Origin of the sequence: Burkholderia sp. WP9 (assembly GCF_900104795.1) — a bacterium.
Classification (GTDB): Bacteria; Pseudomonadota; Gammaproteobacteria; order Burkholderiales; family Burkholderiaceae; genus Paraburkholderia.
In genome coordinates this window covers 3,981,411-4,006,180 of sequence record NZ_FNTG01000001.1, presented here as the reverse complement: position 1 = coordinate 4,006,180, position 24,770 = coordinate 3,981,411, and the positions used below count along the sequence as shown (strand labels likewise).

General features: G+C 64.1%; 19 protein-coding genes. 6 read left to right on the top strand and 13 right to left on the bottom strand.

The genetic code is table 11. The features are described 5' to 3' along the window. Positions 1–44: 44 nt before the first annotated feature. Complete coding sequence (locus BLW71_RS17880; protein WP_091798443.1) at positions 45–761, bottom strand: hypothetical protein; 717 nt, start codon at positions 759–761, stop codon at positions 45–47. Between the two features lie 3 nt (positions 762–764). Beyond that, positions 765–932, bottom strand: a complete 168-nt coding sequence (locus BLW71_RS40995) for a DUF6726 family protein (RefSeq protein ID WP_216668815.1) — start codon at positions 930–932, stop codon at positions 765–767. 638 nt (positions 933–1,570) lie between these two features. Here BLW71_RS40995 and BLW71_RS17870 point away from each other — a divergent pair. Continuing rightward, positions 1,571–2,311, top strand: coding sequence for a response regulator (locus tag BLW71_RS17870; RefSeq protein WP_091798438.1), 741 nt, complete (start codon positions 1,571–1,573; stop codon positions 2,309–2,311). After that, the gene (locus BLW71_RS17865) at positions 2,308–3,579 is read left to right on the top strand and encodes an ATP-binding protein (RefSeq protein WP_091798435.1); all 1,272 of its coding nucleotides are present in this window, start codon (positions 2,308–2,310) and stop codon (positions 3,577–3,579) included. The genes BLW71_RS17870 and BLW71_RS17865 overlap by 4 nt, the downstream gene beginning before the upstream one ends. 157 nt (positions 3,580–3,736) lie before the next feature. Here the strand turns inward: BLW71_RS17865 and BLW71_RS17860 are convergent, their stop codons facing one another. Further along, positions 3,737–4,684, bottom strand: a complete 948-nt coding sequence (locus BLW71_RS17860; protein ID WP_091798432.1) for a tyrosine-protein phosphatase — start codon at positions 4,682–4,684, stop codon at positions 3,737–3,739. Positions 4,685–4,913: 229 nt separating this feature from the next. Here BLW71_RS17860 and BLW71_RS17855 point away from each other — a divergent pair, with 229 nt between their 5' ends. Continuing rightward, positions 4,914–6,173 (top strand): MFS transporter, encoded by a 1,260-nt coding sequence (locus tag BLW71_RS17855; protein ID WP_091798429.1) that lies wholly within the window; start codon positions 4,914–4,916, stop codon positions 6,171–6,173. 17 nt (positions 6,174–6,190) lie between these two features. Beyond that, positions 6,191–7,465 (top strand): D-amino acid dehydrogenase, encoded by a 1,275-nt coding sequence (locus BLW71_RS17850; RefSeq protein WP_091798426.1) that lies wholly within the window; start codon positions 6,191–6,193, stop codon positions 7,463–7,465. A gap of 164 nt (positions 7,466–7,629) precedes the next feature. Here the strand turns inward: BLW71_RS17850 and BLW71_RS17845 are convergent, their stop codons facing one another. The 3 genes from BLW71_RS17845 to BLW71_RS17835 all read right to left on the bottom strand — a co-directional run bounded on the left by BLW71_RS17845 (position 7,630) and on the right by BLW71_RS17835 (position 14,926). Then, complete coding sequence (locus BLW71_RS17845) at positions 7,630–9,099, bottom strand: glutamate synthase subunit beta (protein WP_091798423.1); 1,470 nt, start codon at positions 9,097–9,099, stop codon at positions 7,630–7,632. A 121-nt stretch (positions 9,100–9,220) separates the two neighbouring features. After that, positions 9,221–13,924 carry a glutamate synthase-related protein gene (locus BLW71_RS17840; RefSeq protein WP_091798420.1) on the bottom strand — a complete coding sequence of 1,568 codons (4,704 nt, stop codon included), beginning with the start codon at positions 13,922–13,924 and terminating at the stop codon, positions 9,221–9,223. A 294-nt stretch (positions 13,925–14,218) separates the two neighbouring features. After that, positions 14,219–14,926 carry a transposase gene (locus tag BLW71_RS17835; RefSeq protein ID WP_007180173.1) on the bottom strand — a complete coding sequence of 236 codons (708 nt, stop codon included), beginning with the start codon at positions 14,924–14,926 and terminating at the stop codon, positions 14,219–14,221. Between the two features lie 187 nt (positions 14,927–15,113). On the opposite strand from BLW71_RS17835, the gene BLW71_RS17830 reads away from it, so the two are divergent. Further along, positions 15,114–15,839: an OmpW/AlkL family protein gene (locus tag BLW71_RS17830; protein WP_091798416.1), complete on the top strand. Its 726-nt coding sequence runs from the start codon at positions 15,114–15,116 to the stop codon at positions 15,837–15,839. A gap of 350 nt (positions 15,840–16,189) precedes the next feature. After that, positions 16,190–16,570: an ElaB/YgaM/YqjD family protein gene (locus BLW71_RS17825; RefSeq protein WP_007180171.1), complete on the top strand. Its 381-nt coding sequence runs from the start codon at positions 16,190–16,192 to the stop codon at positions 16,568–16,570. Between the two features lie 448 nt (positions 16,571–17,018). Here BLW71_RS17825 and BLW71_RS17820 read toward each other — a convergent pair whose 3' ends face one another. The 7 genes from BLW71_RS17820 to pilM form a co-directional block, all read right to left on the bottom strand. Continuing rightward, positions 17,019–18,224 (bottom strand): deoxyguanosinetriphosphate triphosphohydrolase, encoded by a 1,206-nt coding sequence (locus tag BLW71_RS17820; protein ID WP_091798413.1) that lies wholly within the window; start codon positions 18,222–18,224, stop codon positions 17,019–17,021. 71 nt (positions 18,225–18,295) lie between these two features. Then, positions 18,296–19,381 (bottom strand): 3-dehydroquinate synthase, encoded by a 1,086-nt coding sequence (gene aroB, locus BLW71_RS17815; protein ID WP_177205059.1) that lies wholly within the window; start codon positions 19,379–19,381, stop codon positions 18,296–18,298. Next, positions 19,381–19,932, bottom strand: coding sequence for a shikimate kinase (locus tag BLW71_RS17810; protein ID WP_091798410.1), 552 nt, complete (start codon positions 19,930–19,932; stop codon positions 19,381–19,383). Before BLW71_RS17810 ends, aroB begins: the two co-directional genes overlap by 1 nt. A gap of 207 nt (positions 19,933–20,139) precedes the next feature. Further along, on the bottom strand, positions 20,140–21,921 hold the full coding sequence (locus BLW71_RS17805) for a type IV pilus secretin PilQ (RefSeq protein ID WP_177205058.1): 1,782 nt from the start codon (positions 21,919–21,921) through the stop codon (positions 20,140–20,142). Continuing rightward, positions 21,921–22,889 (bottom strand): hypothetical protein, encoded by a 969-nt coding sequence (locus BLW71_RS17800; protein WP_091798405.1) that lies wholly within the window; start codon positions 22,887–22,889, stop codon positions 21,921–21,923. Before BLW71_RS17800 ends, BLW71_RS17805 begins: the two co-directional genes overlap by 1 nt. After that, positions 22,886–23,605: a fimbrial assembly protein gene (locus BLW71_RS17795; RefSeq protein WP_091798402.1), complete on the bottom strand. Its 720-nt coding sequence runs from the start codon at positions 23,603–23,605 to the stop codon at positions 22,886–22,888. The genes BLW71_RS17800 and BLW71_RS17795 overlap by 4 nt, the downstream gene beginning before the upstream one ends. Beyond that, on the bottom strand, positions 23,602–24,594 hold the full coding sequence (gene pilM / locus BLW71_RS17790; protein WP_091798399.1) for a type IV pilus biogenesis protein PilM: 993 nt from the start codon (positions 24,592–24,594) through the stop codon (positions 23,602–23,604). Before pilM ends, BLW71_RS17795 begins: the two co-directional genes overlap by 4 nt. Positions 24,595–24,770 lie beyond the last annotated feature (176 nt).

Genomic DNA, 24,770 nt, shown 5'->3' with positions numbered 1-24,770 from the left:
GCCGGGTTCGAAACGGGCCTTGCGGCCCCACTCAATGCCGCTCATCAACCAGCCTCCGCGCCGCTCGCCTGCCACTGCCGCACGACAGACTTCACCCACGCATCCGAGCCCTTCAGCAAATAGGTGAGCGTGCCGTTGCGTGTGCCCGGCAGAAAGCACAACGTGATCGAACTCACGGCGTTTTCCCAGACATACGTGGGCATCGCGCCCGACGACGCCGACACGGTCCGCGTCGCGAGACGCGGCGGCCCGTATCGGTCCGCGAGCGCTTCGCGCAAGTCGTCGGCGGTGATCTCGTCGATCACGAAAGAAATCTCGTACAGACGCAGCGCGCTTTGTCCGTCCACACGCGCGAAACGCAGCACATGCTCCAGCGCGGGCGCGCCGTCGACCACCGCTTGCGACACCTCCCAGCCGTTGTCCCCGCGATGCGCCCAGCGGCACGCCACCGTCAGGCTGTCGTGCGACTTGAGCCGCATGCCGAGCGCGCCTGCCTGCACGTCCGTCTCGCAAACCGGCACGCTGCCGAGCGGCGTGGCCCGCACGGTCGAGCCGGCGCGGAATTCGTCGAGCGTGATGCCGAGCGCCACGCCTCGAAACGCGAACGGCGCGTCTGGCGAGCGCCGCCGCGCGTCGGCGGGAGGCTCTTTCGTTGCGGCACTCGCCGCACTCGCCTCCCGCACGAGCGGCTGCGCTTGCGCAGTCAACGAGAACACGCCGCCCAGTAACGCTAGCGCGCAGGCAATCCGTTTGAGTGTCATGATTCAGTCGATGGCGGATGAACACATGTCGAACGGCGAGGCCGCGGCATGGCCAACCACCGGGATGATTTTCAGCGTGGCCGAAGTCAGCCGGCACGGCAGCGCGGCGACGGCGCAGCCACCCAGGGGCAGCAGCGCCGCGCCGAGCGTCAACCACGCGGCGACACGCATGAAGCGATGAAGGATTCTCGGGGTCGACACACGGGCCTCAGGACGTCAGGCTGTCGTATTGACATGGTGGCCGACTAGCCCGGCGGGCAGCGACGGCTGCGCCTGGCCGGCGGACTCCCGCGGCTGCACAGCGGAGCCCGAGTTGTTGGCGGCTGCGGGCCTGCCTGCTGGCGGCGTCGCCGCCAGGGACGAAAAGCGGGTGGATGAGAGATTGCTGGGAACGGTCATGATGAGCCTCGCGTAGCGCTAGGTTTCGATTTCACGCCGCCTGCCGTGGGCCCAAGGCGTTAGGCTGTTTTCAGCATGCGGCGCAACGTACTGCACGACGAATCATCCCGCCGGGCGGGCAGCGCCGATGCATGAAGGAAAGCGCGCTTTCCGGCGGTTCTTACGAGCCGTTGCGCGCTGTTGCGGTCGCTTTCAAATAGGCACAGATTCTTTCTTCGGAGGAATGTTGGCTATGCGAAGGGAGTGGCAGCATGGCTGCGCGCATTGCCGAACATGGCCGCGCTGAAATATGCCGAGAGCCTTGTGTGGCGGGCCTGACAAGGGCATCACCCGCCGCGGCGCGGCGTGACGTAAGCATTGGTAAGAAAAGAGTCGGACGCGCGTTGCACGCGCCAGTCTAAAATTTCGCCATGAATCCACAGGTCCTCATCGTCGACGACGATCCGGTCGTACGCGATCTGCTTTGCAAGTTTCTGCAATCGAACGGCTTCGACGCGTCCGTGCTGCACGACGGCACCCATCTCCAGCGCCGGCTCGAGCGTGAACGGCCGTCGGTCGTCGTGCTCGACATCATGATGCCGAACACCGACGGCCTGCGCGCGCTCACCGCGCTGCGCGCCGCCGGCGACGACATTCCGGTGATCTTCGTGACAGCGCGCGGCACGGTGGCCGACCGCATTGTCGGGCTCTCGCTCGGCGCGGACGACTACCTGACCAAGCCGTTCGATCCACGCGAATTGCTCGCGCGCATCCACACCGTGTTGCGCCGGCGTGGGCCGTCCACCACGAGCGCGCCGGAAGCCCGCAAGCCGTATCGGTTCGGCCCGTTCGAACTCGATTTCGCAACCCGTTCGCTGTGCCGGGACGATTCGAAGCTGCCGCTGCGCGACAGTGAGTTCGCGCTCCTGAAGATCTTCGTCAACAATCCGTACAAGGTGCTCTCGCGCGTGCTGATTCACGATCTCGTGCATCGCGACAACCTCGCTTTCCGCGACCGCAGCCTCGACGTGCCGATCTGGCGCCTGCGCCGCGTGATCGAAGACGATCCGTCCAATCCCTGCTACGTGCAAACGGTGCGCGGCAAAGGCTATGTGTTCGTGCCCGACGCCGACGGCACGCCGTTCGCCGACGAGGCTGCCGCAAGCGCATGAAAAACCCGCTGAACACGCTGTTCGGCAGGATGGCGTTACTCTCGGCAGCGGTCTTGTTCGCGATTCAGGCCGGCTGGTTCGTGCTGGTGGTGATGCAGCCGCCGCGTCATGAAATCGACGGCTTCGCGCGCGGCATTCTGCTCGTGTTGCAAGCCGTCAACGGCGAACCCATGAAAGGCGCCGCGCTCGCGCCCGCCATGCGCGTGCACCTCGTGCCCACCTGGAACATGCCGGCTAGCGTGCATCTGCAAGAGCCGACGCATCATCCGCTGGTCGAACTGAGCCGGCATCTGCGCGAGAATCTGCCGCCCGGCACCCGTATCGCCGTCGACGACCTGCACCCGCCGCAGTTGTGGGTGCTGTTTCCCGGCAAATCGAACTGGGTCGTCGTGCCGGTCGACGTACCGCCGCGCCCGCGCTTTCTGATCGAATCGATCTCGATGCTGCTCGCCGCATTGATCCTTTCGGTGTTCGTCGCGTGGCAGATGCAGCGGCCGCTGTCGCGCGTCGCCGACGCCGCGCGTGCGTTCGGCTCGGGCGGCCGCCCGGAACCCGTGACGGTGCAAGGCCCACGCGAATTGCGCGACCTGATCGGTTCGTTCAACGACATGATGCGGCGCCTGAACGAAGCCGGCGACGACCAGGCCGTGATGCTGGCCGGCGTCGCGCACGATCTGAAAGCGCCGCTCACGCGCCTGAAGTTGCGCGCGAGCGTATTGGTGGCGGAAAACGAACGCGCCGGTTTGATCCGCGATGTCGACTCGCTGACCAACATCGTCCAGCAGTTTCTCGAATTCGCAGGCCAGTCCGCCGAAGCCGGGCCGCCGGTCGAAGTCGACGACTTTCTGCAGGAACAGTTCTCCGCCAGCGACAGCACCGAAACGCCGCTGTTCACGCTCGATCTGCGCGCCGGTTCGTCGTTTACGCTGCCGCGCACATTGCTCGACCGGCTGGTCACGAATCTGGTCGATAACGCGCTCGAACATGGCACTCCGCCCGTCGATATTGGCACCGCGCGCCACGATGGCCATTGGGTGATCAGCGTGCGCGACCACGGCCCCGGCATTCCCGACGACCGCATCGCGGCCGCCATGAAGCCGTTCGTGCGACTCGACGCCGCGCGTGGCGGCGAAGGCCATTGCGGCCTCGGCCTCGCGATCGTCGCGCGGCTCGCGCACGATCGCGGCGGACGCTGTCATGTGCGCAATCACGCGCAGGGCGGTCTGGAAGTGCGGATCGAATTGCCCGTGGTGCAGGCGCTGGCGTGAGCACGGCCGGACGCGCTTACGCGCCCTTACTGGAGGCTCTTTCACAGGCGCGGCGGCTTTATAGTCGCCCCCGGCAACCTCGATGCCGCCCTTCTCTATCCGCCCTGCCGTTTGGGGCGGTTTTTTTTGCCTTCGGTGAACGCAAGGCTCTTGTGGTTCAGATCACGAGGCGGCTCTGCAAGGTATCGATCGTCCTCTGCGAGAGGCCGAGGCCTCGTGTCAGATAGCTCGACATCGTCCCGTAGCTCGCCTGCACCTGGTCGAACCCGGCCTGCAGATAATTTTCCTGAACACTCAACAACGGCGCCCGGGCCGAAGCGACAGCGTCGCCGGCCTGCGCGCGCAGCGCGTCGGTTTGCGCCTTGATCCACGGCGCCAGATAGACGTTGCTCAACAGATAGTCCCGCATGATCACGTCGAGCGGCACGTTCGCGATGCTGAGCAGGAGCGCGGCGACCCAACCCGCGCGATCCTTGCCCGCGCTGGAGTGAAGCAGTTGCGCGCCGGCACCGTCGGCCAGACTCGTTAGGAGCCCACCGTAAGCGGCGCGCTGGGCGGTGCCGGTGACGTAGCCGCGCGCCTGCGCTTCCATGAACGCGACCGCGGCCGCCGCCGTGTCGAGCGCCGGCGCGACGAAGTCGGCGGTGCCCAGCACGTTGAGCGTCTGGGCTGTCGCACCGCCCGGCAGAATATCGGCGGTTCGCGCGATTTCCGCCGGCGTGCGCAGATCGTAGACCGATGCAATGCCGAGCCGGTCGATCGTGGCCTGGTCGGCGGCGTCCAGCGTCAATACGTTCGCGCGATAGAACACGCCGCGGCGCATCTGCCTGCCGTCGACGGTCGGATACGGTGCCGCTCCGGCGACGTCGCGGAAATTGCTAACCGACGCGAGGCGCGGCGTTGCCGGCGAATCATCGCTGAGGTTGCCGCCGCCGCACGCGGACAGCAGCGAGCCGCCCACGCCGGAGATCAGCAGGACGCCGGCTGAGCGCTTCAGAAAGCACCGGCGCGATGCCATGGTCTCGTGGGCCGATATCTGCGGCGGCCGCACAAACGTGCTCGCGGAGAGACGGGACGGCGAGCAGGTTTTTGCGGTGGCGGGCATTAGGCGTGGCTGGCGCGGAGATGAGAGGCGGAGAAGGCGAGTCGCAGCATCGGCGCTGCGGACGCAGTGTAACCACGCTCGATATATTTTGGGTTACACGGTAGTAGTTGGTAAGGAACGCGGGCCATTTTTGAGCACGACTGGCCCCACTATCCTCCGCCCCGTAGAATACAAACACCCCACCTTCGTGCCCACGGCCGGCCGACAAGTCCTGGAGACCACAACAAAAATGCCTTCTCTCCAATGGTTCACCGAACTGACCCAGCGCGAGCGCCGCACCCTGTACGCCGGATTCGGCGGTTACGCAGTCGATGCCTTCGACTTCATGATTTACTCCTTCCTCATTCCGACGCTGATCGCGACATGGGGCATGACCAAGAGCGAAGCCGGCATGATCGCCACCAGTTCGCTGATCTCGTCGGCGGTGGGCGGCTGGCTCGCCGGCATTCTCGCCGACCGCTATGGCCGCATCCGCGTGCTGCAGTGGACCATCGCCACCTTCGCGCTGTTCACCTTTCTGTCCGGCTTCACCCATTCGTTCTGGCAACTGCTCACCACGCGCACGTTGCAGGGCATCGGCTTCGGCGGTGAATGGTCGGTCGTGACGATCATGATGGCCGAAACCATTCGCTCGCCTCAGCATCGCGCGAAAGCCGTGGGCACCGTGCAAAGCAGCTGGTCGTTCGGCTGGGCGGCTGCGGCAATCATTTACTGGGCGTTCTTCGCGCTGCTGCCGGAACAGTACGCCTGGCGCGCCTGTTTCTGGATCGGCCTGCTGCCCGCGGCGTGGATCATCTACATTCGCCGCAACGTGAGCGATCCGGATATCTTTCTCGAAACGCGCCGGGCCCGCGAAAGTGGTTTCGACACCTCGCACTTCCTGCAAATCTTCTCGGCCGCTCACCTCAGAACCACCCTGCTCGGCAGCGCGCTGTGCACCGGCATGCTCGGCGGCTATTACGCAATTACCACCTGGCTGCCAACGTATCTGAAGACCGTGCGCCATCTGTCGGTGTTCAACACGAGTGGCTATCTGATCGTGCTGATCGTCGGCTCGTTCACGGGGTATATCGTCGGCGCGATTCTGTGCGACAAGATCGGCCGGCGCGCGTCGTTCGTGCTGTTCGCCATCGGCTCGTTCGTGCTCGGCATGGTCTACACCATGCTGCCCATTACCGACGGCATGATGCTCGCGCTCGGCTTTCCGCTCGGCATCGTGGTGCAAGGGATTTTCGCGGGCGTGGGCGCGTATCTGTCGGAGCTCTATCCGAATGCGATACGCGGCTCGGGACAAGGCTTCTGCTACAACCTCGGGCGCGGACTCGGCTCATTCTTTCCGATTCTGGTCGGTACACTGTCCCAAACCATGACACTGGTGAAGGCAATGGGCATCGTGGCGGGCTCGGGCTATCTGCTCGTGATCGTCGCCGCGTTGTGTCTGCCCGAAACCAAGGGCAAGGTACTCGGCGCGACCCGCCCTGCCGCCTGAATCCGCAGTACACACACATGAAAACGATTGTTCTCGGCGGCGGCGTGATCGGCGTCGCCACCGCTTTTTACCTGCGCCAGCAGGGCTGCGAAGTCACCGTGATCGAGCGCGAGCCGGACGTCGCGCTCTCCACCAGTTTCGGCAATGCGGGCGTGATCGCGCCGGGCTATGTGACGCCTTGGGCCGCGCCCGGCATGCCGGCGAAGATTCTCAAATACCTGTTCAAGCCGGCCTCGCCGCTGATCTTTCGCCCGACCTTCGACCCGGCCCAGTGGCGCTGGATTGCGCGCTGGCTGCGTGAATGCGATCTCGAACGGTTTCGCGTCAACAAGCAGCGCATGCAGCGTATTGCCTACTACAGCCGCGAGTCTCTACACGAATTCCGCAGCCGCCATCCGTTCGACTATGGCCGCAGCCAGGGCTATCTGCAGTTGTTCCGCAGCGAGTACGACGTCGAACTCGCGCAGCCGGCGCTCGCCGTGCTGCGTGACGCCGGCATTGCGCACCGGGAAGTCAGCGCGGCGCAGTGTGTCGAGATCGAGCCGGGCTTGCGCTGGGCGCGTCAGGCGCCGCTCGCGGGCCTGTATCTGCCCGACGACGAAGCCGGCGATTGCGCCCGCTTCACCCGTGAACTGCGCGCAATCTGCGAGCGCAACGACGTGCGCTTTCGTTTTGACACGCGCGTCACGTCGCTCGATGTGCAAGGCGGTGCGGTGCGCGCGGTGCGTCTCGAGAGCGAGCGCGGCGCCGAGATGTTGCACGCGGATGCCGTAGTGGTGGCGCTGGGCGTCGACAGTGCCACGCTGCTCGCGCGGCTCGGCGTGAAGGTGCCGCTTTATCCCGTGAAAGGCTATTCGGCGACGCTGCCCGTCACCGATGACGAGAAAGCCCCGCGCGCCGCGCTGATGGACGAATCGCTGAAAACGGCGATTACTCGCTTCGGCGACAACCTGCGGGTGGCCGGCACCGCCGAACTCGGCAATCGTGAAACCACCTTGCGCGAACAGGCCCTGCAAACGCTGATGAAAGTGCTCAGCGACTGGTTCCCGCACGCGGCCAATCCCACGTCCGCACATTTCTGGGTGGGCCGCCGTCCAATGACACCCGATGGCGCGCCGCTACTCGGCCCGTCCGGCATCGAGAAACTGTGGTTGAACCTCGGGCACGGCTCGACGGGCTGGGCGATGTCGATGGGTTCGGGGCGCGTGGTCGCGGATCTGATCACGCACCGCAAGCCGGAGATCGATCTGGACGGACTGACGTTGGCGCGCTATCGCAATTCAGGCACGTAGCGTCGTTGCGCGCCGAAATAGAAAAGCCGGGTCACCCTCTCAGGTGCCCGGCTTTGTTTTTTCACCGCTCGATGCGCCGCTGACGCGGCACAGTGTCGTCTCCACCTCTTCCTGCAAGCAGTGGCCGGTTTTGGCGCCAAGGCGCAAAAACCGGCCGGAGACGTTCAGCGCGGCAGTTCCGAATGACCCATCAGGAACGCGTCGACGGAACGCGCGCACTGGCGGCCTTCGCGAATCGCCCACACCACCAGCGACTGGCCGCGGCGCATGTCGCCCGCGGTGAACACCTTGTCCACCGACGTGTAATACGCCTTGTCGCCTTCGGTCGACGAACGCACGTTGCCACGCGCATCCTTGTCGACGCCGAACGCTTCCAGCACCGGCGACACCGGCTGCGTAAAGCCCATGGCGAGCAGCACCAGATCGGCCTTCATTTCGAATTCCGAGTTCGGCACTTCCTGCATCTTGCCGTCCTTCCACTCGACGCGCGCCGCGATCAGCTTCTCGACCTTGCCGTTCTTGCCTTCGAGACGCTTGGTCGCGACCGCCCAATCACGCGAGCAGCCTTCGTCGTGCGACGACGACGTGCGCAGCTTGATCGGCCAGTAAGGCCACACGAGCGGCTTGTTCTCTTCTTCCGGCGGCTGCGGCAGCAGTTCGAATTGCGTGACGCTCTTCGCGCCATGACGATTCGACGTGCCCACGCAGTCCGAACCCGTATCGCCGCCGCCGATCACGACCACATGCTTGCCTTTCGCGAGCAACTGGTTCGCGACCTTGTCGCCGGCATTGACCTTGTTCTGTTGCGGCAGGAATTCCATCGCGTAGTGGATGCCTTCCAGCTCACGGCCCGGCACCGGCAGATCGCGCGGCGTTTCCGAGCCGCCTGCGATCACCACTGCGTCGAACTCTTCCTTCAACTGATCCGGCGTGATGGTTTCCTTCGCCGTGTTGCCGATATAGGCCGGCAGCGAATCCGCTTTACCGATGAACACGTTGGCGCGGAACGTCACGCCTTCGGCTTCCATCTGGCGCATGCGGCGATCGATCAGCCACTTCTCCAGCTTGAAATCGGGGATGCCATAACGCAGCAACCCGCCGATGCGGTCGTTCTTTTCGAACACGGTGACATCGTGCCCCGCGCGCGCGAGTTGCTGCGCGACGGCCAACCCAGCGGGGCCGGATCCGACCACGGCGACCTTCTTGCCGGTCTTGTGCTTCGGCGGCAACGGCGCGACCCAGCCTTCGGTCCATGCCTTGTCGATGATCGCGTGCTCGATCGACTTGATGCCGACCGGGTCGTTGTTAATGCCGAGCGTGCACGCCGCTTCGCACGGTGCCGGGCAGATGCGGCCCGTGAACTCGGGGAAGTTGTTGGTGGAGTGCAGCACTTCAATCGCGTTCTTCCAATCCTGATGGAACACCAGGTCGTTGAAGTCCGGAATGATGTTGTTCACCGGGCAGCCGTTGTTGCAAAACGGAATGCCGCAGTCCATGCAACGTGCGCCTTGAATCTTGGCTTCGTCGTCGGTCAGTGCGGCGACGAATTCCTTGTAGTGCTTCACACGCGTGAGCGGAGCTTCGTACGCCTCGTGGCGGCGTTCGAACTCGAGAAAACCGGTTGCCTTGCCCATGTGGTTCTCTTCTCTATCTAATCAGGTGGGGTGATCTACACCCGCCGCGCGGCACCGTGGATCGGTCGCACGCGGCGGGTACGGCTAAAGGTGACGTCTTGCTGATGAACAGCGTTGCGAATCAGGCGGCCAGCACTTCCTTGTTCGCCTTCTTCGCGGCCATTTCGCCCAGCGCGCGCTTGTATTCGGTCGGGAACACCTTCACGAATTGACGGCGCGACGCGTCCCAGTTTTCGAGCAGCGCTTTCGCACGCGGCGAGCCCGTGAACTGGAAGTGACGCTCGATGAGTCCCTTGAGCAGCGCTTCGTCGGTCGTGCCGGTGTGCCACAGGCCCTTGTCGACCGTGCGTTCCTGTTCGGCCGTTTGCAAGACCGGATCGAGCGCGACCATCGACTTGTTGCATTTGCCCGCGAACGAGTTGTCCGGGTCGTACACGTAGGCGATGCCGCCCGACATGCCGGCCGCGAAGTTACGGCCTGTTTCGCCGAGCACGACCACCGTGCCGCCCGTCATGTATTCGCAGCCGTGGTCGCCCGTGCCTTCGACAACCGCCGTCGCACCCGAGTTACGCACGCAGAAACGCTCGCCTGCCACGCCGCGGAAGAACGACTCGCCTTCGATCGCGCCGTACATCACTGTGTTGCCGCAGATGATGTTCTCTTCCGACTTGCCGCGGAAATCGTTGGTCGGACGGATGATGATGCGGCCGCCCGACAGGCCCTTGCCGACATAGTCGTTGCCGTCGCCGACCAGATCCAGCGTGATGCCCTTCGCGAGGAACGCGCCGAAGCTCTGACCCGCGGTGCCCTTCAACTGGATGTGAATCGTGTCGTCGGGCAGGCCGTCGTGGCCGTACTTCTTCGCAATCGTGCCGGACAGCATCGCGCCGACCGTACGGTTCACGTTACGCACCGGCTGGATGAACGAGACGTGCTCGCCCTTCTCGATCGCCGCCTTCGCCTTTTCGATCAGCGTGTGGTCGAGTGCCTTGTCCAGACCATGGTCCTGCACGTCGACATGCTTGCGCGCCACTTCCGCCGAGACTTGCGGCTGATAGAACACGCGCGAAAAGTCGAGACCCTTCGCCTTCCAGTGTTCGATGCCCTTTTTCGTATCGAGCAGTTCGGCGTGGCCGACCAGGTCTTCGAACTTGCGGATGCCCAGTTGCGCCATGATTTCGCGCGCTTCTTCTGCAACGAAGAAGAAGAAGTTCACAACGTGTTCCGGCTGGCCCTGGAACTTCGCACGCAGCACCGGATCTTGCGTCGCGACGCCGACCGGGCAGGTGTTCAGATGGCACTTGCGCATCATGATGCAGCCTTCGACGACGAGCGGCGCCGTCGCGAAACCGAACTCGTCCGCGCCGAGCAGCGCGCCGATCACGACGTCGCGGCCGGTCTTCATCTGACCGTCGGCCTGCACGCGGATACGGCCGCGCAACTGGTTCAGCACCAGCGTTTGCTGCGTTTCGGCCAGGCCCAGTTCCCACGGCGTGCCGGCGTGCTTCACCGACGACAGCGGCGACGCGCCCGTGCCGCCATCATGACCGGCGATCACGACGTGATCGGCCTTGGCCTTGGCCACACCTGCGGCAACCGTGCCGACGCCCGATTCGGACACCAGCTTCACCGAGACGCTGGCCGCCGAGTTGGCGTTCTTCAGATCGTGGATCAGCTGCGCCAGATCTTCGATCGAGTAGATGTCGTGGTGCGGCGGCGGCGAAATCAGGCCGACGCCCGGCACCGAGTAACGCAGCTTGCCGATGTATTCCGACACCTTGTGGCCCGGCAGCTGACCGCCTTCACCCGGCTTCGCGCCCTGCGCCATCTTGATCTGGATCTGATCAGCGGACGCGAGGTATTCCGCCGTCACGCCGAAACGGCCCGACGCCACCTGCTTGATCTTCGAGCGCAGCGAATCGCCCGCCTTCAGCGGAATGTCCACGATCACTTCGTCGCCGATCACGGACTTCATCGTGTCGCCGTTCTTGATCGGAATGCCGCGCAACTCGTTGCGGTAACGGTTCACGTCCTCGCCGCCTTCACCCGTGTTCGACTTGCCGCCGATACGGTTCATGGCGATTGCCAGCGTGGCGTGAGCCTCCGTGCTGATCGAGCCCAGCGACATTGCACCGGTGGCGAAACGCTTGACGATTTCCTTCGCCGGTTCGACTTCGTCGAGCGGGATGGCCTTGGTCGGATCGAACTTGAATTCGAACAGGCCGCGGAACGTCATGTGGCGCTTGGTCTGATCGTTGATCAGATGCGCGTATTCCTTGTACGTCTGATACGAGTTGCTGCGCGCCGAGTGTTGGAGCTTGGCGATCGCATCCGGCGTCCACATGTGTTCTTCGCCGCGCACGCGGTATGCGTATTCGCCGCCTGCGTCGAGCATGTTGGCGAGAATCGGGTTGTCGCCGAACGCTTCGCGGTGCAGACGGATCGCTTCTTCCGCCACGTCGAACAGGCCGATGCCGCCCACCTTCGACGAAGTGCCCTTGAAGTATTTCACCACCAGGTCTTCAGCCAGACCGACCGCTTCGAAAATCTGCGCGCCGGTGTACGACATGTAGGTCGAAATGCCCATCTTCGACATGACCTTCATCAGGCCCTTGCCCACAGCCTTGGTGAAGTTGTAGACCGCCTTTTCCGGCGACAGGTCGCCCTTCAGGCCGGCGGCGAGCTGGCCGAGCGTTTCCATTGCGAGGTACGGGTGCACGGCTTCCGCGCCGTAACCCGCGAGCAGCGCGAAGTGGTGCGTTTCACGCGCCGAGCCCGTTTCGACGACCAGACCCGTGCTCGTGCGCAGGCCTTGCTGCACGAGGTGCGTGTGGATCGCGGCGGTGGCCAGCAGCGCCGGAATCGCGACGTTGTCGCGGTCGGTCTTGCGGTCCGACACGATCAGCATGTTGTAGCCGGACTTGACCGCGTCCACGGCTTCCGCGCACAGCGAGGCGAGGCGTGCTTCGATGCCTTCCTTGCCCCACGCCACCGGATAGCAGATGTTCAGTTCGTACGAGCTGAACTTGCCGCCCGTGTACTGATCGATCTCGCGGATCTTCGCGATGTCCTTGAAGTCGAGCACCGGCTGCGACACTTCGAGACGCATCGGCGGGTTGATGTTGTTCGTGTCGAGCAGGTTCGGCTTCGGACCGACGAACGACACCAGCGACATCACCATGTTTTCGCGGATCGGGTCGATCGGCGGGTTCGTCACTTGCGCGAACAGCTGCTTGAAGTAGTGGTAGAGCGTCTTGTTCTTGTTGGACATGACCGCCAGCGGCGAGTCGTTGCCCATCGAACCGACTGCTTCTTCGCCGGCTTGCGCCATTGGCGCCATCAGGAACTTGAGGTCTTCCTGCGTGTAGCCGAACGCCTGCTGGCGATCCAGCAACGCGGCGGGCTCGCGGCGTTCCGTCGCGACGTCTTCGGCCTTTGCCTCGATCTCGTCGAGCTTGATGCGCACGGCGTCGATCCAGCTCTTGTACGGCTTGGCGTTCGCGAGATTGTCCTTGAGCTCCTTGTCGTCGATGATGCGGCCGTGCTCCATGTCGATCAGGAACATCTTGCCCGGCTGCAGACGCCACTTCTTGACGATCTTCGACTCGGGAATGGGCAGCGTGCCGGCTTCCGACGCCATGATGACGAGGTCGTCGTCCGTAATGATGTAGCGCGCCGGACGCAGACCGTTACGGTCGAGCGTCGCGCCGATCTGGCGGCCGTCGGTGAAGGCGATTGCAGCGGGGCCGTCCCACGGCTCCATCATCGCGGCGTGGTATTCGTAGAACGCGCGGCGGTTGTCGTCCATCAGCGTGTGTTGTTCCCAGGCTTCCGGGATCATCATCATCATTGCGTGGACGAGCGGGTAGCCGGCCATCACCAGCAGTTCGAGACAGTTGTCGAACGAGGCGGTGTCCGATTGGCCCGGATAGATCAGCGGCCAGAGCTTCGGGAGGTCGTCGCCGAGCACGTGCGATGCGATCGCGCCGGTACGGGCGTTGAGCCAGTTCACGTTGCCCTTGACCGTGTTGATTTCGCCGTTGTGGGCGATCATGCGGTACGGGTGAGCCAGTTCCCACGCCGGGAATGTGTTGGTCGAGAAGCGTTGGTGGACCAGCGCCAGCGCCGAGACCGTGCGCTCGTCCTGCAGGTCGCGGTAGTACACGCCGACCTGGCCGGCCAGCAGCAGGCCCTTATAGACGACCGTGCGCGCCGAGCACGACGGCACGAAATATTCCTTGCCGTGCTTGAGCTTGAGCGCCTGGATGCGGTGGCTGGCGGTCTTGCGGATGATGTACAGCTTCCGCTCGAGCGCGTCCGTCACCATGATGTCCTTGCCACGGCCGATGAAGATCTGGCGGATCAGCGGCTCGCTCGCCTTGACGGTAGGCGAAATCGGCATGGTGTGGTCGACCGGCACATCGCGCCAGCCCAGCACGACCTGGCCTTCCGCCTTCACCGTGCGTTCCAGTTCCTGCTCACAGGCGAGACGCGACGCGTGTTCCTTCGGCAGGAACACCATGCCGACACCGTATTCGCCGTGCGGCGGCAGCACCACGCCCTGCTTGGCCATTTCCTCGCGATAGAAGCCGTCCGGGATCTGGATCAGGATGCCCGCGCCGTCGCCCATCAGCGGATCGGCGCCGACGGCGCCCCGGTGGTCTAGGTTCTCGAGAATCTTCAGGCCCTGCTCGATGATCTCGTGGCTTTTCTTGCCCTTGATGTGAGCGACAAAGCCGACGCCGCAGGCGTCATGCTCGTTTTGCGGGTCGTACAGACCTTGCGCGGCGGGAACCGGGTGGATCGGTTGCTGGTGGTCGTTCATGGGGACACCGTCTGTAAGGGGCCGGACAGGCCGTTAAACCGTTTTTCTATTGCCGCAGTGCGATTCACAACCGCGACGGCGCGCTCAACGCTCGATGCTACGCGTGTCAAAAAGCGCCGGAATTCGGAATATACGCGACGAATCAATGGAATAGCAAATAAAACGTGATGATTGAACCCCAATTATCAAGTTGGTGCATTGCGGCTATTTTTTATTGGTGCCACATCCAAAACGTGCAAAAGAAAACGGCATGCGGAGATGCCGTTTCGATGCAGCCCTTTGATGCGAAACGTTTTATTGCTGTTGCGGCGTCTCGCGCACCTTTCGCGGCCGCCCGCGTGGCAGCGGCGATACACGCCGGTTGGCGGCCCGCGCCGCCCACTCGCGGTAGGTGTCGCTGCCCAGAACCCAGCCTTTCAGGGTGGCCTGCTGAAGCTGGCTGGCTTCCCGTTCATCGAGCGGCTGCTCGCACAGTTCCCGGTACGCGCGCTGCCGTTCGAATGGGGTATTGCCGAGCGACCAGTACAGCGGATGATCCGTAATCAGGCTGTCGAGTGTCAGGCCGATGTGATGGCGGTAACTCGACCAGCGGTAATCTTCCGGCGCGCTCACGAGCCCGGCGCGCACCGGGCACATCTCGACGACACGGCTCGCCAGCAGAAAGTAGCGCTCGCCTTCGATCACCGTCGCTCTGTAGCGCCCTTCCCACAACGTGCCCCGGCGCGCATAGCGCCTGTTAAAGTGCGCCACGTATCGGCGCCCGACCGCCTGCATCGCCTTCGGCAGACTCGACTCCTCGGTCGGCGTGACGAGCAGTTGCACCGCGCCTGGCATCAACGCATACGCGTGGATGGACAGATGGTGGTCGCGTGAAGCCGCTTTCAAACAATCGATGAAAAGCTCGTAGTCCTGGTCGTCGACGAATGCGGGCTGCTGATCGAGCCCGCGGAGGATGACGTGCTGCGGCTGGTCAGGGACATAGAGACGTGCAAGCCGTGCCATGCTGGAGTATCCAATAGTCGCGTTGGTACATACCCGAAGGTCCGAAGAACCGCATCCGCGCAAGGTTAGACGCGGCGCGGCAGAGCCAGAAACCGCGCGGAGCTTAGGGAGAAAGCTCTAACCGCCGCGTATGGTTTGTTTCAAACGTTCTCGTCATAATGAGCGGGCCTTTTTTGGAGGAGCACTTATGAAATTAAAACAGGCCGTAACGGGGATCGCGGCGCTAGCCTGCATGACAACGGCAGCTCACGCGCAATCGGCCGGAAGCTTTTTCGTCACGACGGGCTGGTTCCATCTTGCGCCTCAATCGAGCAGCGAGCCGCTCAAAGTAACAAGCATTGGTGGTAGCCCGACCAACATCACTGAAGCCAATACCGGTGCAACACTCAGTTCAGCCGACACCCTTGGTTTCACTGCCGGCTACTTCGTCACCGACCACATCGCAGCAGAGTTCGTGATCGGCATACCGCCTTCGTTCGACCTGGAAGGTTCGGGCAGCCTCGCACAATTCGGCAAGCTGGGTCAGGCAAAACAGTGGAGCCCGACTCTGCTGTTCAAGTACTACTTCAATGCCCCGACCGCCAGGTTCCGGCCGTATCTCGGCGTTGGCGTGAGCCGCATCTGGTTCACCGACGAAAAGATCACCAACAGCGCATTCGAGGCAAACGTTCTGCATGGTCCGACCAGCGTCACTACGGATAGTTCGTGGGAGCCGGTGTTTAATGCCGGCTTCACCTACGCCTTCAACCAGCACTGGTTCGCGGGCGTATCGATTTCCTACCTGCCGCTCAGCACGACCGCGAAGCTCAACACTGCTGCGAACACGCCCGTCGGCACGCTGAATGTGCAATCGCAAACCAAGATCAAACTGAACCCGATCGTTTCCTACGTCAATATCGGTTACCGTTTCTAACGCTTCGGAAAAATTAGGGGCCGTTGAGTTAGGGTAGTCGAATTTTCGTGGCTTGGACAACGCCGTCATGCATCCCATGGCGGCGTTTTACTTTTTGGCGCGCGCCGAACGCGTCTCCTTTGCCACCTTTGCAGGCAAAGCCGTGGCGAGGCGCAAGCGTTTGTAAATTTGACCCGCAATCGCGCCAGCCAGTGCAATATGTGCTGACGAATATGCGCCCGCGCCACGGCGGATGGGGCCTCCGGGTTTGGCACCAAAGTTGCGTTCACCGGGTGTTTCCCGCGTTCAGACGTGAGAGTGCGTCTTCGTGACAACGCGCGGGACCCTTTCACCTCATCGACGGAGCGACCATGACTGCACTTCCGAATACACGAGACGCCCTCGGCGAATCCTGGACCAGCACCAGCCGCCGTGCGCGGCGTATCGCTCGCCATAGCCGCCATGCGGCCGAAGATATCGCAGGCGAACTGCGCACGCTAATGTCGGAACTCGAATCGACGCTGGCGGACGGCACCCAGGCCGATGCAGTGGCGCTGCGCAGCAAACTTCGCAAGCAACTCGAGGTAGCGCGCGCCCGCTTGAACGACACGCGCGAAGCCGTGCGCGAACGCGCCGAAGTCGCCATCTCGGATGCCGACGACTACGTGCATGAAAATCCGTGGCAGACGATTGCGATCGTCGGCGGCGTGGCGTTGATTGCCGGCGCGCTGTTCGCTTCGCGGTTGCGCTAAAGCGCGAGCAGACGACGAGCGGGGTCGCCTCGAACGGGCGATTCCTGCTGAGGCGGGCTGTCGCCGGAGGGCGATGCTGGCTCGGGTGCGTAGGTCGGTAGCTTAGGGGCGTGCGGTCAGCAAGTCGCATGCGTGCGGGTAGCAGTTCGCGTAGGTGCGATCAGCGGCCCGAGTGCGTGCGGTCAGCGGCTTGCGTGCGTACCGCTCCTCAACTCGGGTACGCGCGGTCAGCGGCTCGCGTCCCTCGGTCATCAGCTTGCCTGCGCGGTCATCAGCTCGTGTACGTCATCAGCTCGTGTACGTGCGCTCAGCCGCTCCATCGGCACGGAGAGCGTCTCCGTGTGTGCGGTCGACGTGAAGGCAACGTGCGGCGCGCGTAAAAACATGCGGCGGACGCGAACATCAAAGAAGACAGCCCAGCCGCACGCAAACCTCAAACGACGCCTGATCAGTTATCGTCAATCACGAACAGGCGCTGGTACTCCTTGACCGCATAGCGATCCGTCATACCCGCGATGTAATGGGCGATCAGCCGCGGTTGCTGCGATGCGTCCGTTGACTGATAGCTCGGCGGTAACAGCCGCGGATCGTCGGTGAATGCGTCGAACAGACCCGCGACGACGCGGCGCGCCTTGTTGGCCATGCGCATCACGCGATAATGGCGGTACAGATTTTTGAACAGAAAACGCTTGAGCGCGGCCGCCTGCGCGGCAATCGCTTTGCTATGCGCGACGAGCGCGGGCGATGAACGCACGGCATCCAGCGACGCCGGCGCATGCCGTTCGAGATTCAGCTTGGTCGTATCGATCAGATCGACGATCAGCGTATTGATGATGCGGCGAACCGTCTCGTGAATGAGCCGCCGACCCTCGATCTGAGGAAAGTCGTTGCGCGCCGCCTCGTAGTGCACCTGCCATAACTCCACTTCAGCGAGCTGCTCCACGGTGAGCAGGCCCGAACGCAGGCCGTCGTCGACATCGTGGTTGTTGTACGCGATCTCGTCGGCAACGTTCGCGATCTGCGCCTCGACGGACGGCTGCCGCCCCTCGAGAAAGCGCTCGCCCAATGCACCCAGCCGCCGCGCATTCTCGCGCGAGCAATGCTTGAGAATACCCTCACGCGTTTCGAAGCACAGGTTCAGGCCGTTGAACGCGCCGTAGTGCTCCTCAAGATCGTCGACCACCGCCAGGCTCTGCAAATTGTGCTCAAAGCCGCCATGTTCGCGCATGCATTCGTTGAGCGCGTCCTGACCCGCGTGGCCAAACGGTGTGTGGCCAAGATCATGGGCGAGCGAAATGGCTTCGACGAGGTCCTCGTTCACACGCAGATTGCGTGCAACCGAACGCGCGATCTGCGCCACTTCCAGGCTATGAGTCAGACGCGTGCGAAACAGGTCGCCCTCGTGATTGACGAAGACCTGCGTTTTGTACTCGAGCCGGCGAAATGCCGTCGAATGGACGATACGATCGCGGTCCCGCTGGAATTCGGTGCGCGCGCTGGGCGCGGCTTCCGGATAGCGACGGCCGCGCGATTGCGCGGAATGCGCCGCGTACGGCGCAAGATGGGCTTCGAGTGCTTCCTGCGTCGGCGCGCCGGTTGTCGCCGCGCGTGCCGCCGGGTCATGCTTTACAACGTCGCTGCGCCTGTCAGTCACCGGGTTCTCCGAAACATGGGCGGCGCCTCGTGACGCTGGTGCGTGATGCGTTGCTGGATGCCTCGCGCGATTCAGACGGCGGCGGCCAACGTGGCATGCACCTCGGCATCGGGCGCCTGGGTGATCAGCGTCTCACCGAAACGCTTCAACAGAATGAATTTGATCGCGCCGGCTTCCGCCTTCTTGTCGACCCGCATGAGTTCGACATAGCGCGCGTCGCCGAGCGCCGGCGCCCGGATCGGCAAATGCGCGGCGACGATCACGTCGACCAGACGCTTGCGCGCCGCTTCGTCGAGATAGCCCATCCGCACGGACAGATCTGCCGCCATCACCATTCCGCAGCCGACCGCCTCGCCATGCAGCCACTCGCCGTAACCAAGACCGGCCTCGATCGCATGGCCGAAGGTATGGCCGAAATTGAGGATGGCGCGCAGTCCGCCTTCGCGTTCGTCCTGCGCGACCACCGACGCCTTGATCTCGCACGAGCGCTTGACCGCCTCGGCGAGCGCCGCGGGTTCGCAGCGATTCAATGCTTCGATATTGGCTTCGATCCAGCTGAAGAAACCCGCGTCGGCGATGGCGCCGGTCTTGATCACTTCAGCGACGCCCGCCGCCAGTTCACGCGCCGGTAGCGTACGCAACGCGCCGATGTCGGCGATCACGGCCTGCGGCTGATAGAACGCGCCGATCATGTTCTTGCCGAGCGGGTGATTGATGCCGGTTTTGCCGCCCACCGATGAGTCCACCTGCGAAAGCAACGTGGTCGGCACCTGGATGAAGGGCACGCCGCGCATGTAGCAGGCCGCCGCAAAACCCGTCATGTCGCCGATCACGCCGCCGCCCAACGCGATCAGCGTGGTCTTGCGATCGGCCCGGGCGCCAAGCAGCGCGTCGAAAATCAGGTTCAGGGTTTCGAGGTTCTTGTATGCCTCGCCGTCCGGCAAAACTACCGTGGAGACCTGCTTGCCAAGCGGCGCCAGCGCGGCGCGCAGCGTGTCGCCATAAAGCGGGTCGACGGTGGCATTGGTGACGATGGTGACCGAACTGCCGGCGATATGCGGCGCGAACAACGCGGTCTGGCCGATCAGATCGGCACCGATATGGATGGGGTAGGCGCGCTCGCCCAGTTCGACATTGACGGTAATCATACGGTCCATTATGACGCAGGAAGTTTGGCGACGCCGGCCATCTCGAGCTGCATCAGAACCATGTTGACGAGTCCGTTGACCGAAGGCCGGCCGGTTTCGATCACGAAATGCGCGCATTCCCGATATAACGGGTCGCGCACTTCGTAGAGTGCTTCGAGACGCGCTTTGGGGTCTTCGGTCTGCAAAAGCGGGCGATTTTTGTCGCGCCGGGTGCGCAGCCACAGGTCGTGCGGATTGGCGCGCAGATAGATCACCAGACCGCGATTTCGCAGCGCCTCGCGGTTTTCCGGCCGCAGCACGGCGCCGCCGCCGGTCGCGAGCACGATATTGTCGCGCGCGGTGAGGTCGGAAATCACGCTCGCTTCGCGCTCGCGGAAGCCCGCTTCGCCCTCCATCTCGAAGATCACCGGGATGCGCGCGCCCGTGCGTGCCTCGATTTCATGGTCGGAATCGAAGAAGGGGCGATCGAGACGGCGCGCAATGGCCCGGCCCACGGTGGTTTTTCCTGCCCCCATGAGCCCTACGAAAAATACATTGGCGTGTGCGTCCCGCGCTTGCAACGGTGTCCTCTGGCTAATCCGGTATGGTTCGTGCCGCAGCTTACTGGCAAAGCGGCTGCCTTGTCGAGCCTGCGCGCCGCCTGGGAACGCCGCCCGCCCTGTCGCTTCGCGCCAGCCGCCACAACGGGGAATCCCCAAAGCGAACGTCCGGCGGAGCAAAAAACCCAGGGCGGCCCAGCATTTTCCCGGTAACGGCGGGAGCGTGCCCTAATTTGTCTGAACGACGCGCGGCGTGATGAAAACAGCCAGTTCGCTGCGGTGGTCGCGGTGAGCCCGATGGCGGAAAAGCGCACCTAAAACCGGTATCTTGCCCAGAACCGGCACCCGAGTCACATCGTCCCGGTCATCGGTCGCGTAAATACCGCCGATCGACACCGTACCACCATCCTCCACTTCGACGCGCGTTTGCACGTGTTTGGTGTTGATCGCGGGCCCGGCGTCGGTCTGTTCGCCAACGCTGTCTTTGGCGACGTCGAGGTCCAGCACCACCCGGCCGTCCGGCATGATTTGCGGCTCGACCTCCAGTTTGAGGGTAGCGCGGCGAAACTGCACGCCCGACACGCCCTGTCCCACTTTCGCCTGATACGGCAATTCGGTGCCCTGCTCGACGACTGCCTTCATCCGGTCCGCCGTGACCACGCGCGGGCTCGAGACGATTTCGCCGCGCCCCTGCGCTTCGAGCGCGCTCAGCTCGATGTTCAGCAACCGCGTCGCGCCGGCGGCGAATAACGTCAGACCAGCGGTCGCCGCGTCGAAGCCTGTAATCGGCCGGGCCGACAGATCGTAGACGGCGTCGGTGAAACCTCTCGCGGTGCCGTCGGTATTGCTGGCCGCCATCGAGAGTTTCACGCCGAGGTTGCGCGAAAAACCATGTTCGCCCTCGACAATGCGCGCTTCGATCAACACCTGGCGCGTCGGCCGGTCAATCGAGGCGAGCAGTGCCGCAATCTGCGCGAGGCGCGCTTCGAGATCGGTCACGAACAGCAGATTGGTGCGCGGATCAGCGGTCGCGGCACCGCGTTTGGACAGGACCCGCTGGGCGCCGGAACCGGTCAGCAGCCGCCTGACGTCCTCGGCGTGCGCATAGTGCAGCTCGAACGTGCGGCTCGCGAGCGGCTCGAGATCGGCGGCCCGGGCGTGCGCTTCGAAGCGCTGCCGCTCGCGCGCGGCCAGATCGGCAATCGGCGCGACCCAGATCACGTTGCCATGGCGCTCCATCGCGAGGCCGTTGACGTCGAGCAAGGTATCGAACGCGGTGCGCCACGGCACCTTGTCGAGCCGCAGCGAGACAGCGCCGCGCACCCTTTCGCTCGCGACGATGTTCAATCCTGTGAACCGGGCAAACGCATTGAGCACGGCGCCGAGTTCTGCACGCTGAAAATTCATCGAGATCGGTTTGTCGTCGGGGGCGAGGCCTGCGTCGGCGGCACTGCGCAGCTCGCCGCTCAGACGCGCGAGCGGCGGCAGCGGCACCGGAGGCCCTTCGAGCGCGGCGGAGCCGGTGGCATTGTCGCGAGCCGCGGCATTGGATTGCCGTCGCTGCGGAACCGGGCCGTTGGTGGCGGTGGTGGCGTCGCTGGCGATGGTGTCGCTGGCGGAGGCGGAGGCATTGCTGGCGTCGGTGGCGTCGGCGTTGGTGGCGTCGGCAGCGCGCGCGTCGGAGGACGGCGCATCCGCGTGAGCATCGCCGGCCGCCGCGCTCGCACGCGATGCGTCAGCATCGCCTGCGGCGTCCTGTCGGAACGGATTGGGCACCGCGGCGGAAGCGTCGCCTGGCAGCGGCGGTACGTCGTACGAGACATCGAGCGGCGTCACCACCGCATCGAGCGGCATCTCGGGAGGCAACGGCGGCAGCGGTTGAGTCGACGCCCGTGCAACGCCGACAGCCAGCGCCGCGCTGACCCATAGACCGACGCACACTTGCCGGCCTGCCGACGCACACGTATCGACGCCCGAAGACGCAAAGGGAAACGGCTTCGCCAGTCTCATCACGAAGTCTCCGTCAGTGCCAGCGTGCGAGTCGCGCCGCCCTTCACGAGGGTAATGCCGAACGCGTCCAGCCTCGCGACACGTTCGGCGCCGATCTGCTCTCCGGACTCGACGACCGTGACGCCGTCCGGTGTATCGAGCAATGCCAGCCCTCGCGCGCGATCGCGCAGCAATCCGACCAGACGCAGTTGCGAAACGTCGGGCAGTTCGGCCGCCGCCTGCATCTGTGGTTGCGAAAACGGATCGAAGAAGACGACGTTTTCTTCGTCATCCGAATCGAGACTGTCTTCGGCGAACGCATCCGCGGAGGCTGCCGATGGCGCGGGCCGCAGCGCATTGAACACGCGCAGCGTGGCGCTGACCGACAGTGCGGCGGCCTCGCGCTTGACGGTCACATCGACAGGCACGATCAGCACCGGCAGGTCCGACAGCCCGCGCATAAACGCCATGAGATGGACGAAGTCAGTGCGCGCAGTCAGTTGCAGCGGCCGCATGCGCTCAGCACCCGCTCCGCTCGCGGCGCCAGGCTCCACCGAGAGCAACGCGACGCTATTCTGCGCAGCCAGTTCGGAGACGATGCTTACGTCGTCGGCGGAACTCCACGGCCCCGATGACCGCGCGATCGAAGTGCCGAGCGAAGAGACAAGCGAAGAGACAAGCGAAGCGCCAATCGGACCCGCGGCGGCTTCGCGGCGCAGCGCTGGCAATTGCGCAAGCGCGCGCCTTGCGTTCGCGAGACGCAGGCTGCCCGCTTCCAACGCCGCCCGGCTCGCTTCGACACCGCCGAGGTCCGCGACAATCCAGCCGTGTGTACCAAGGCCGAACACCAGCACGGCAATCAGCAAAGCGACCGCCCAGCGGCGGCGCCCGCTCCATGCATCGAGCGGCAAACGCGCGCGCGCCATCCAATGAGAAAGTGAAAAGCGCGCGCGCGCCACGCCGCCAAATTCGACAAAGGCCGTACTCATTTCGCACCTCCTGATTGTTCAGACTTCACAGAACGCTGTGCGGCAGACCCGCCCGTGCGGGTCGTTTTTTGCGCCGTCTCGCTCCACCGCAGACGCGCGCCGAATTCGACCGGTCCGGTCATGCTTGTCTGCGCAGCTGCCCCACCGCGCGAAGCCGAGCTATGCAGGTCGCTCACCTCCACCCCTTTCACGCCGTGAATCGCACTCAGGCGTTTGAGCCACTCGGCCGAAGCGATTTGGCCGCGCGAGCTCGCCAGCAACTCGGTCTCATCTTCACGGTGGCGCAACTGCTGCAACAGCACGCCGTCACCCGGCTCGAAACTCAGCGCATCGAACAGATCGCGTAAATGCGTGAGCGGGTCGGACAAACTCTTTGCGCGTGCCACGTGCTGGCGTTGTTCGTCACGCGTGCGGAGCAATGCCGCGTGCTCAGCGAGCGGCGCTGATAATTGCGCGAGCGATCGCTCGATCGACTCGCGCCGTGCATCGAGGCGCGCTCGCTCGACCGCCTGCCAGCCGGCCAATGCGAAGACAGCGGCACAACCGGCGAAAGCGGCGGCAATCCATTCGAGCAGACACCGCCGGCGCGCGAGCCGCGCGTTGCGTTGCCGGTAAGGCAGTAAGTTGAAACCGCCGAGCCACCCTCGTGCGAAACGCGCGCCACGTAACGGTGTCCCCGAGTTCGAGACCGCCGCGTGCAACACGCCGCCCGTCATTCGAGCACCCCGCGCAACGCAAGCCCGAATGCGACCGCACCGGACGGCTCGTGCAACAGCGGGTCGCTCAACGGCCGCTCGTGGCCGCCCAGCACCGCGCATTCGAACGGCAGCACCGAGCAGCCCAGCACGTCCGCGATATCCGCGGTCGAGAAACCCACGCCGTCGAGCAGATCGACCTCACCGCTCAACAACGCGCAGTCGAGTTCGGGACCGTGCGCCAGGTCGCGTAACGCATCGGCGAGATCGGCGTGTTCCGGTGCCGGGTAGCGCATTTCGCCGGCGATGCCGTCGTCGACGATCCGCCAGCCATACACGCCGTCCGTGCCGATCCACAACGCGACATAGGGTTCGTGCGGATCGAGTTCATAACTCGCCGCATAGCGCATGGCACGCAACGCGGCATGCGGCTCACCGTCGATGGCGGTGAGCGAGATGCCGGCGATCGCCGCGCATTCGATTCGCGCTTCGAGATGTTGCCGCGCGGTGGCGGCGATAGTCACGCAGCGCACTGGCGAAGGCGTTTCGTCGACATACCAGTCGACAGCAAGGGCATGCCGTTCGAGGCCCGCAATGCGCTCGACTTCACTGATCACCGCCGGCTCGAGTTCAGCCAGCTGACGCCCGCCGTCTTCCGCGCAACCGCTCTGCGCGGCAAGTCGCGCGAGCGGCACCGTGGCGGTCACGGTAGCCGACGCGGGCAGCGCCATCGCGCATCGCAAGGCGCGCGTCGCACACGCGTGCGGCAGTCCGGCAAACGCGTCGCGCAAGGCACGCGCCACCGCATGCCGGTCGGCGATTTCGGCGCCGGCCATGGCACCGGCGGGAAGCGGCACGGTGCTCACGTATTCGATATGCAGTGCTGCAGGCGGGCGCGCCCGATGACTGAGCACGACAAGGCGCACGGCCTGCGAACCCACATCGATCCCCGCGGCATAACGATGCGCACCGGGTTGCACTGCCTGAAGCCAGGATCTTTTTAATGCCATGAAGCCCTCCCTCTGACTCACGCGACGAACCATTCGAACGCGAGTGATGAGGAGGAATTGTGCGTAGACGCGGCGCCGCGCGACACTCAGCCAAATGGCTAACGTTGAGGAATGCGCGTCCCGCAGGCGATCAAAGGGACTACAGTGAGGTCATTCCCGCGCGGCGCGCAGACTTG

What these genes read in the sequence shown, in the direction of transcription:
- BLW71_RS17840 (WP_091798420.1), bottom strand. Translation starts at nt 13,924, where the DNA reads ATGAACGACCACCAGCAACCGATCCACCCGGTTCCCGCCGCGCAAGGT.
- BLW71_RS17795 (WP_091798402.1), bottom strand. Translation starts at nt 23,605, where the DNA reads ATGACGGGCGGCGTGTTGCACGCGGCGGTCTCGAACTCGGGGACACCG.
- BLW71_RS17850 (WP_091798426.1), top strand. Translation starts at nt 6,191, where the DNA reads ATGAAAACGATTGTTCTCGGCGGCGGCGTGATCGGCGTCGCCACCGCT.
- BLW71_RS17880 (WP_091798443.1), bottom strand. Translation starts at nt 761, where the DNA reads ATGACACTCAAACGGATTGCCTGCGCGCTAGCGTTACTGGGCGGCGTG.
- aroB (WP_177205059.1), bottom strand. Translation starts at nt 19,381, where the DNA reads ATGGACCGTATGATTACCGTCAATGTCGAACTGGGCGAGCGCGCCTAC.
- BLW71_RS17845 (WP_091798423.1), bottom strand. Translation starts at nt 9,099, where the DNA reads ATGGGCAAGGCAACCGGTTTTCTCGAGTTCGAACGCCGCCACGAGGCG.
- BLW71_RS17825 (WP_007180171.1), top strand. Translation starts at nt 16,190, where the DNA reads ATGACTGCACTTCCGAATACACGAGACGCCCTCGGCGAATCCTGGACC.
- BLW71_RS17855 (WP_091798429.1), top strand. Translation starts at nt 4,914, where the DNA reads ATGCCTTCTCTCCAATGGTTCACCGAACTGACCCAGCGCGAGCGCCGC.
- BLW71_RS17860 (WP_091798432.1), bottom strand. Translation starts at nt 4,684, where the DNA reads ATGCCCGCCACCGCAAAAACCTGCTCGCCGTCCCGTCTCTCCGCGAGC.
- BLW71_RS17805 (WP_177205058.1), bottom strand. Translation starts at nt 21,921, where the DNA reads ATGAGACTGGCGAAGCCGTTTCCCTTTGCGTCTTCGGGCGTCGATACG.
- BLW71_RS17870 (WP_091798438.1), top strand. Translation starts at nt 1,571, where the DNA reads ATGAATCCACAGGTCCTCATCGTCGACGACGATCCGGTCGTACGCGAT.
- BLW71_RS17800 (WP_091798405.1), bottom strand. Translation starts at nt 22,889, where the DNA reads ATGAGTACGGCCTTTGTCGAATTTGGCGGCGTGGCGCGCGCGCGCTTT.
- BLW71_RS17830 (WP_091798416.1), top strand. Translation starts at nt 15,114, where the DNA reads ATGAAATTAAAACAGGCCGTAACGGGGATCGCGGCGCTAGCCTGCATG.
- BLW71_RS17835 (WP_007180173.1), bottom strand. Translation starts at nt 14,926, where the DNA reads ATGGCACGGCTTGCACGTCTCTATGTCCCTGACCAGCCGCAGCACGTC.
- BLW71_RS17865 (WP_091798435.1), top strand. Translation starts at nt 2,308, where the DNA reads ATGAAAAACCCGCTGAACACGCTGTTCGGCAGGATGGCGTTACTCTCG.
- pilM (WP_091798399.1), bottom strand. Translation starts at nt 24,594, where the DNA reads ATGGCATTAAAAAGATCCTGGCTTCAGGCAGTGCAACCCGGTGCGCAT.
- BLW71_RS40995 (WP_216668815.1), bottom strand. Translation starts at nt 932, where the DNA reads ATGCGTGTCGCCGCGTGGTTGACGCTCGGCGCGGCGCTGCTGCCCCTG.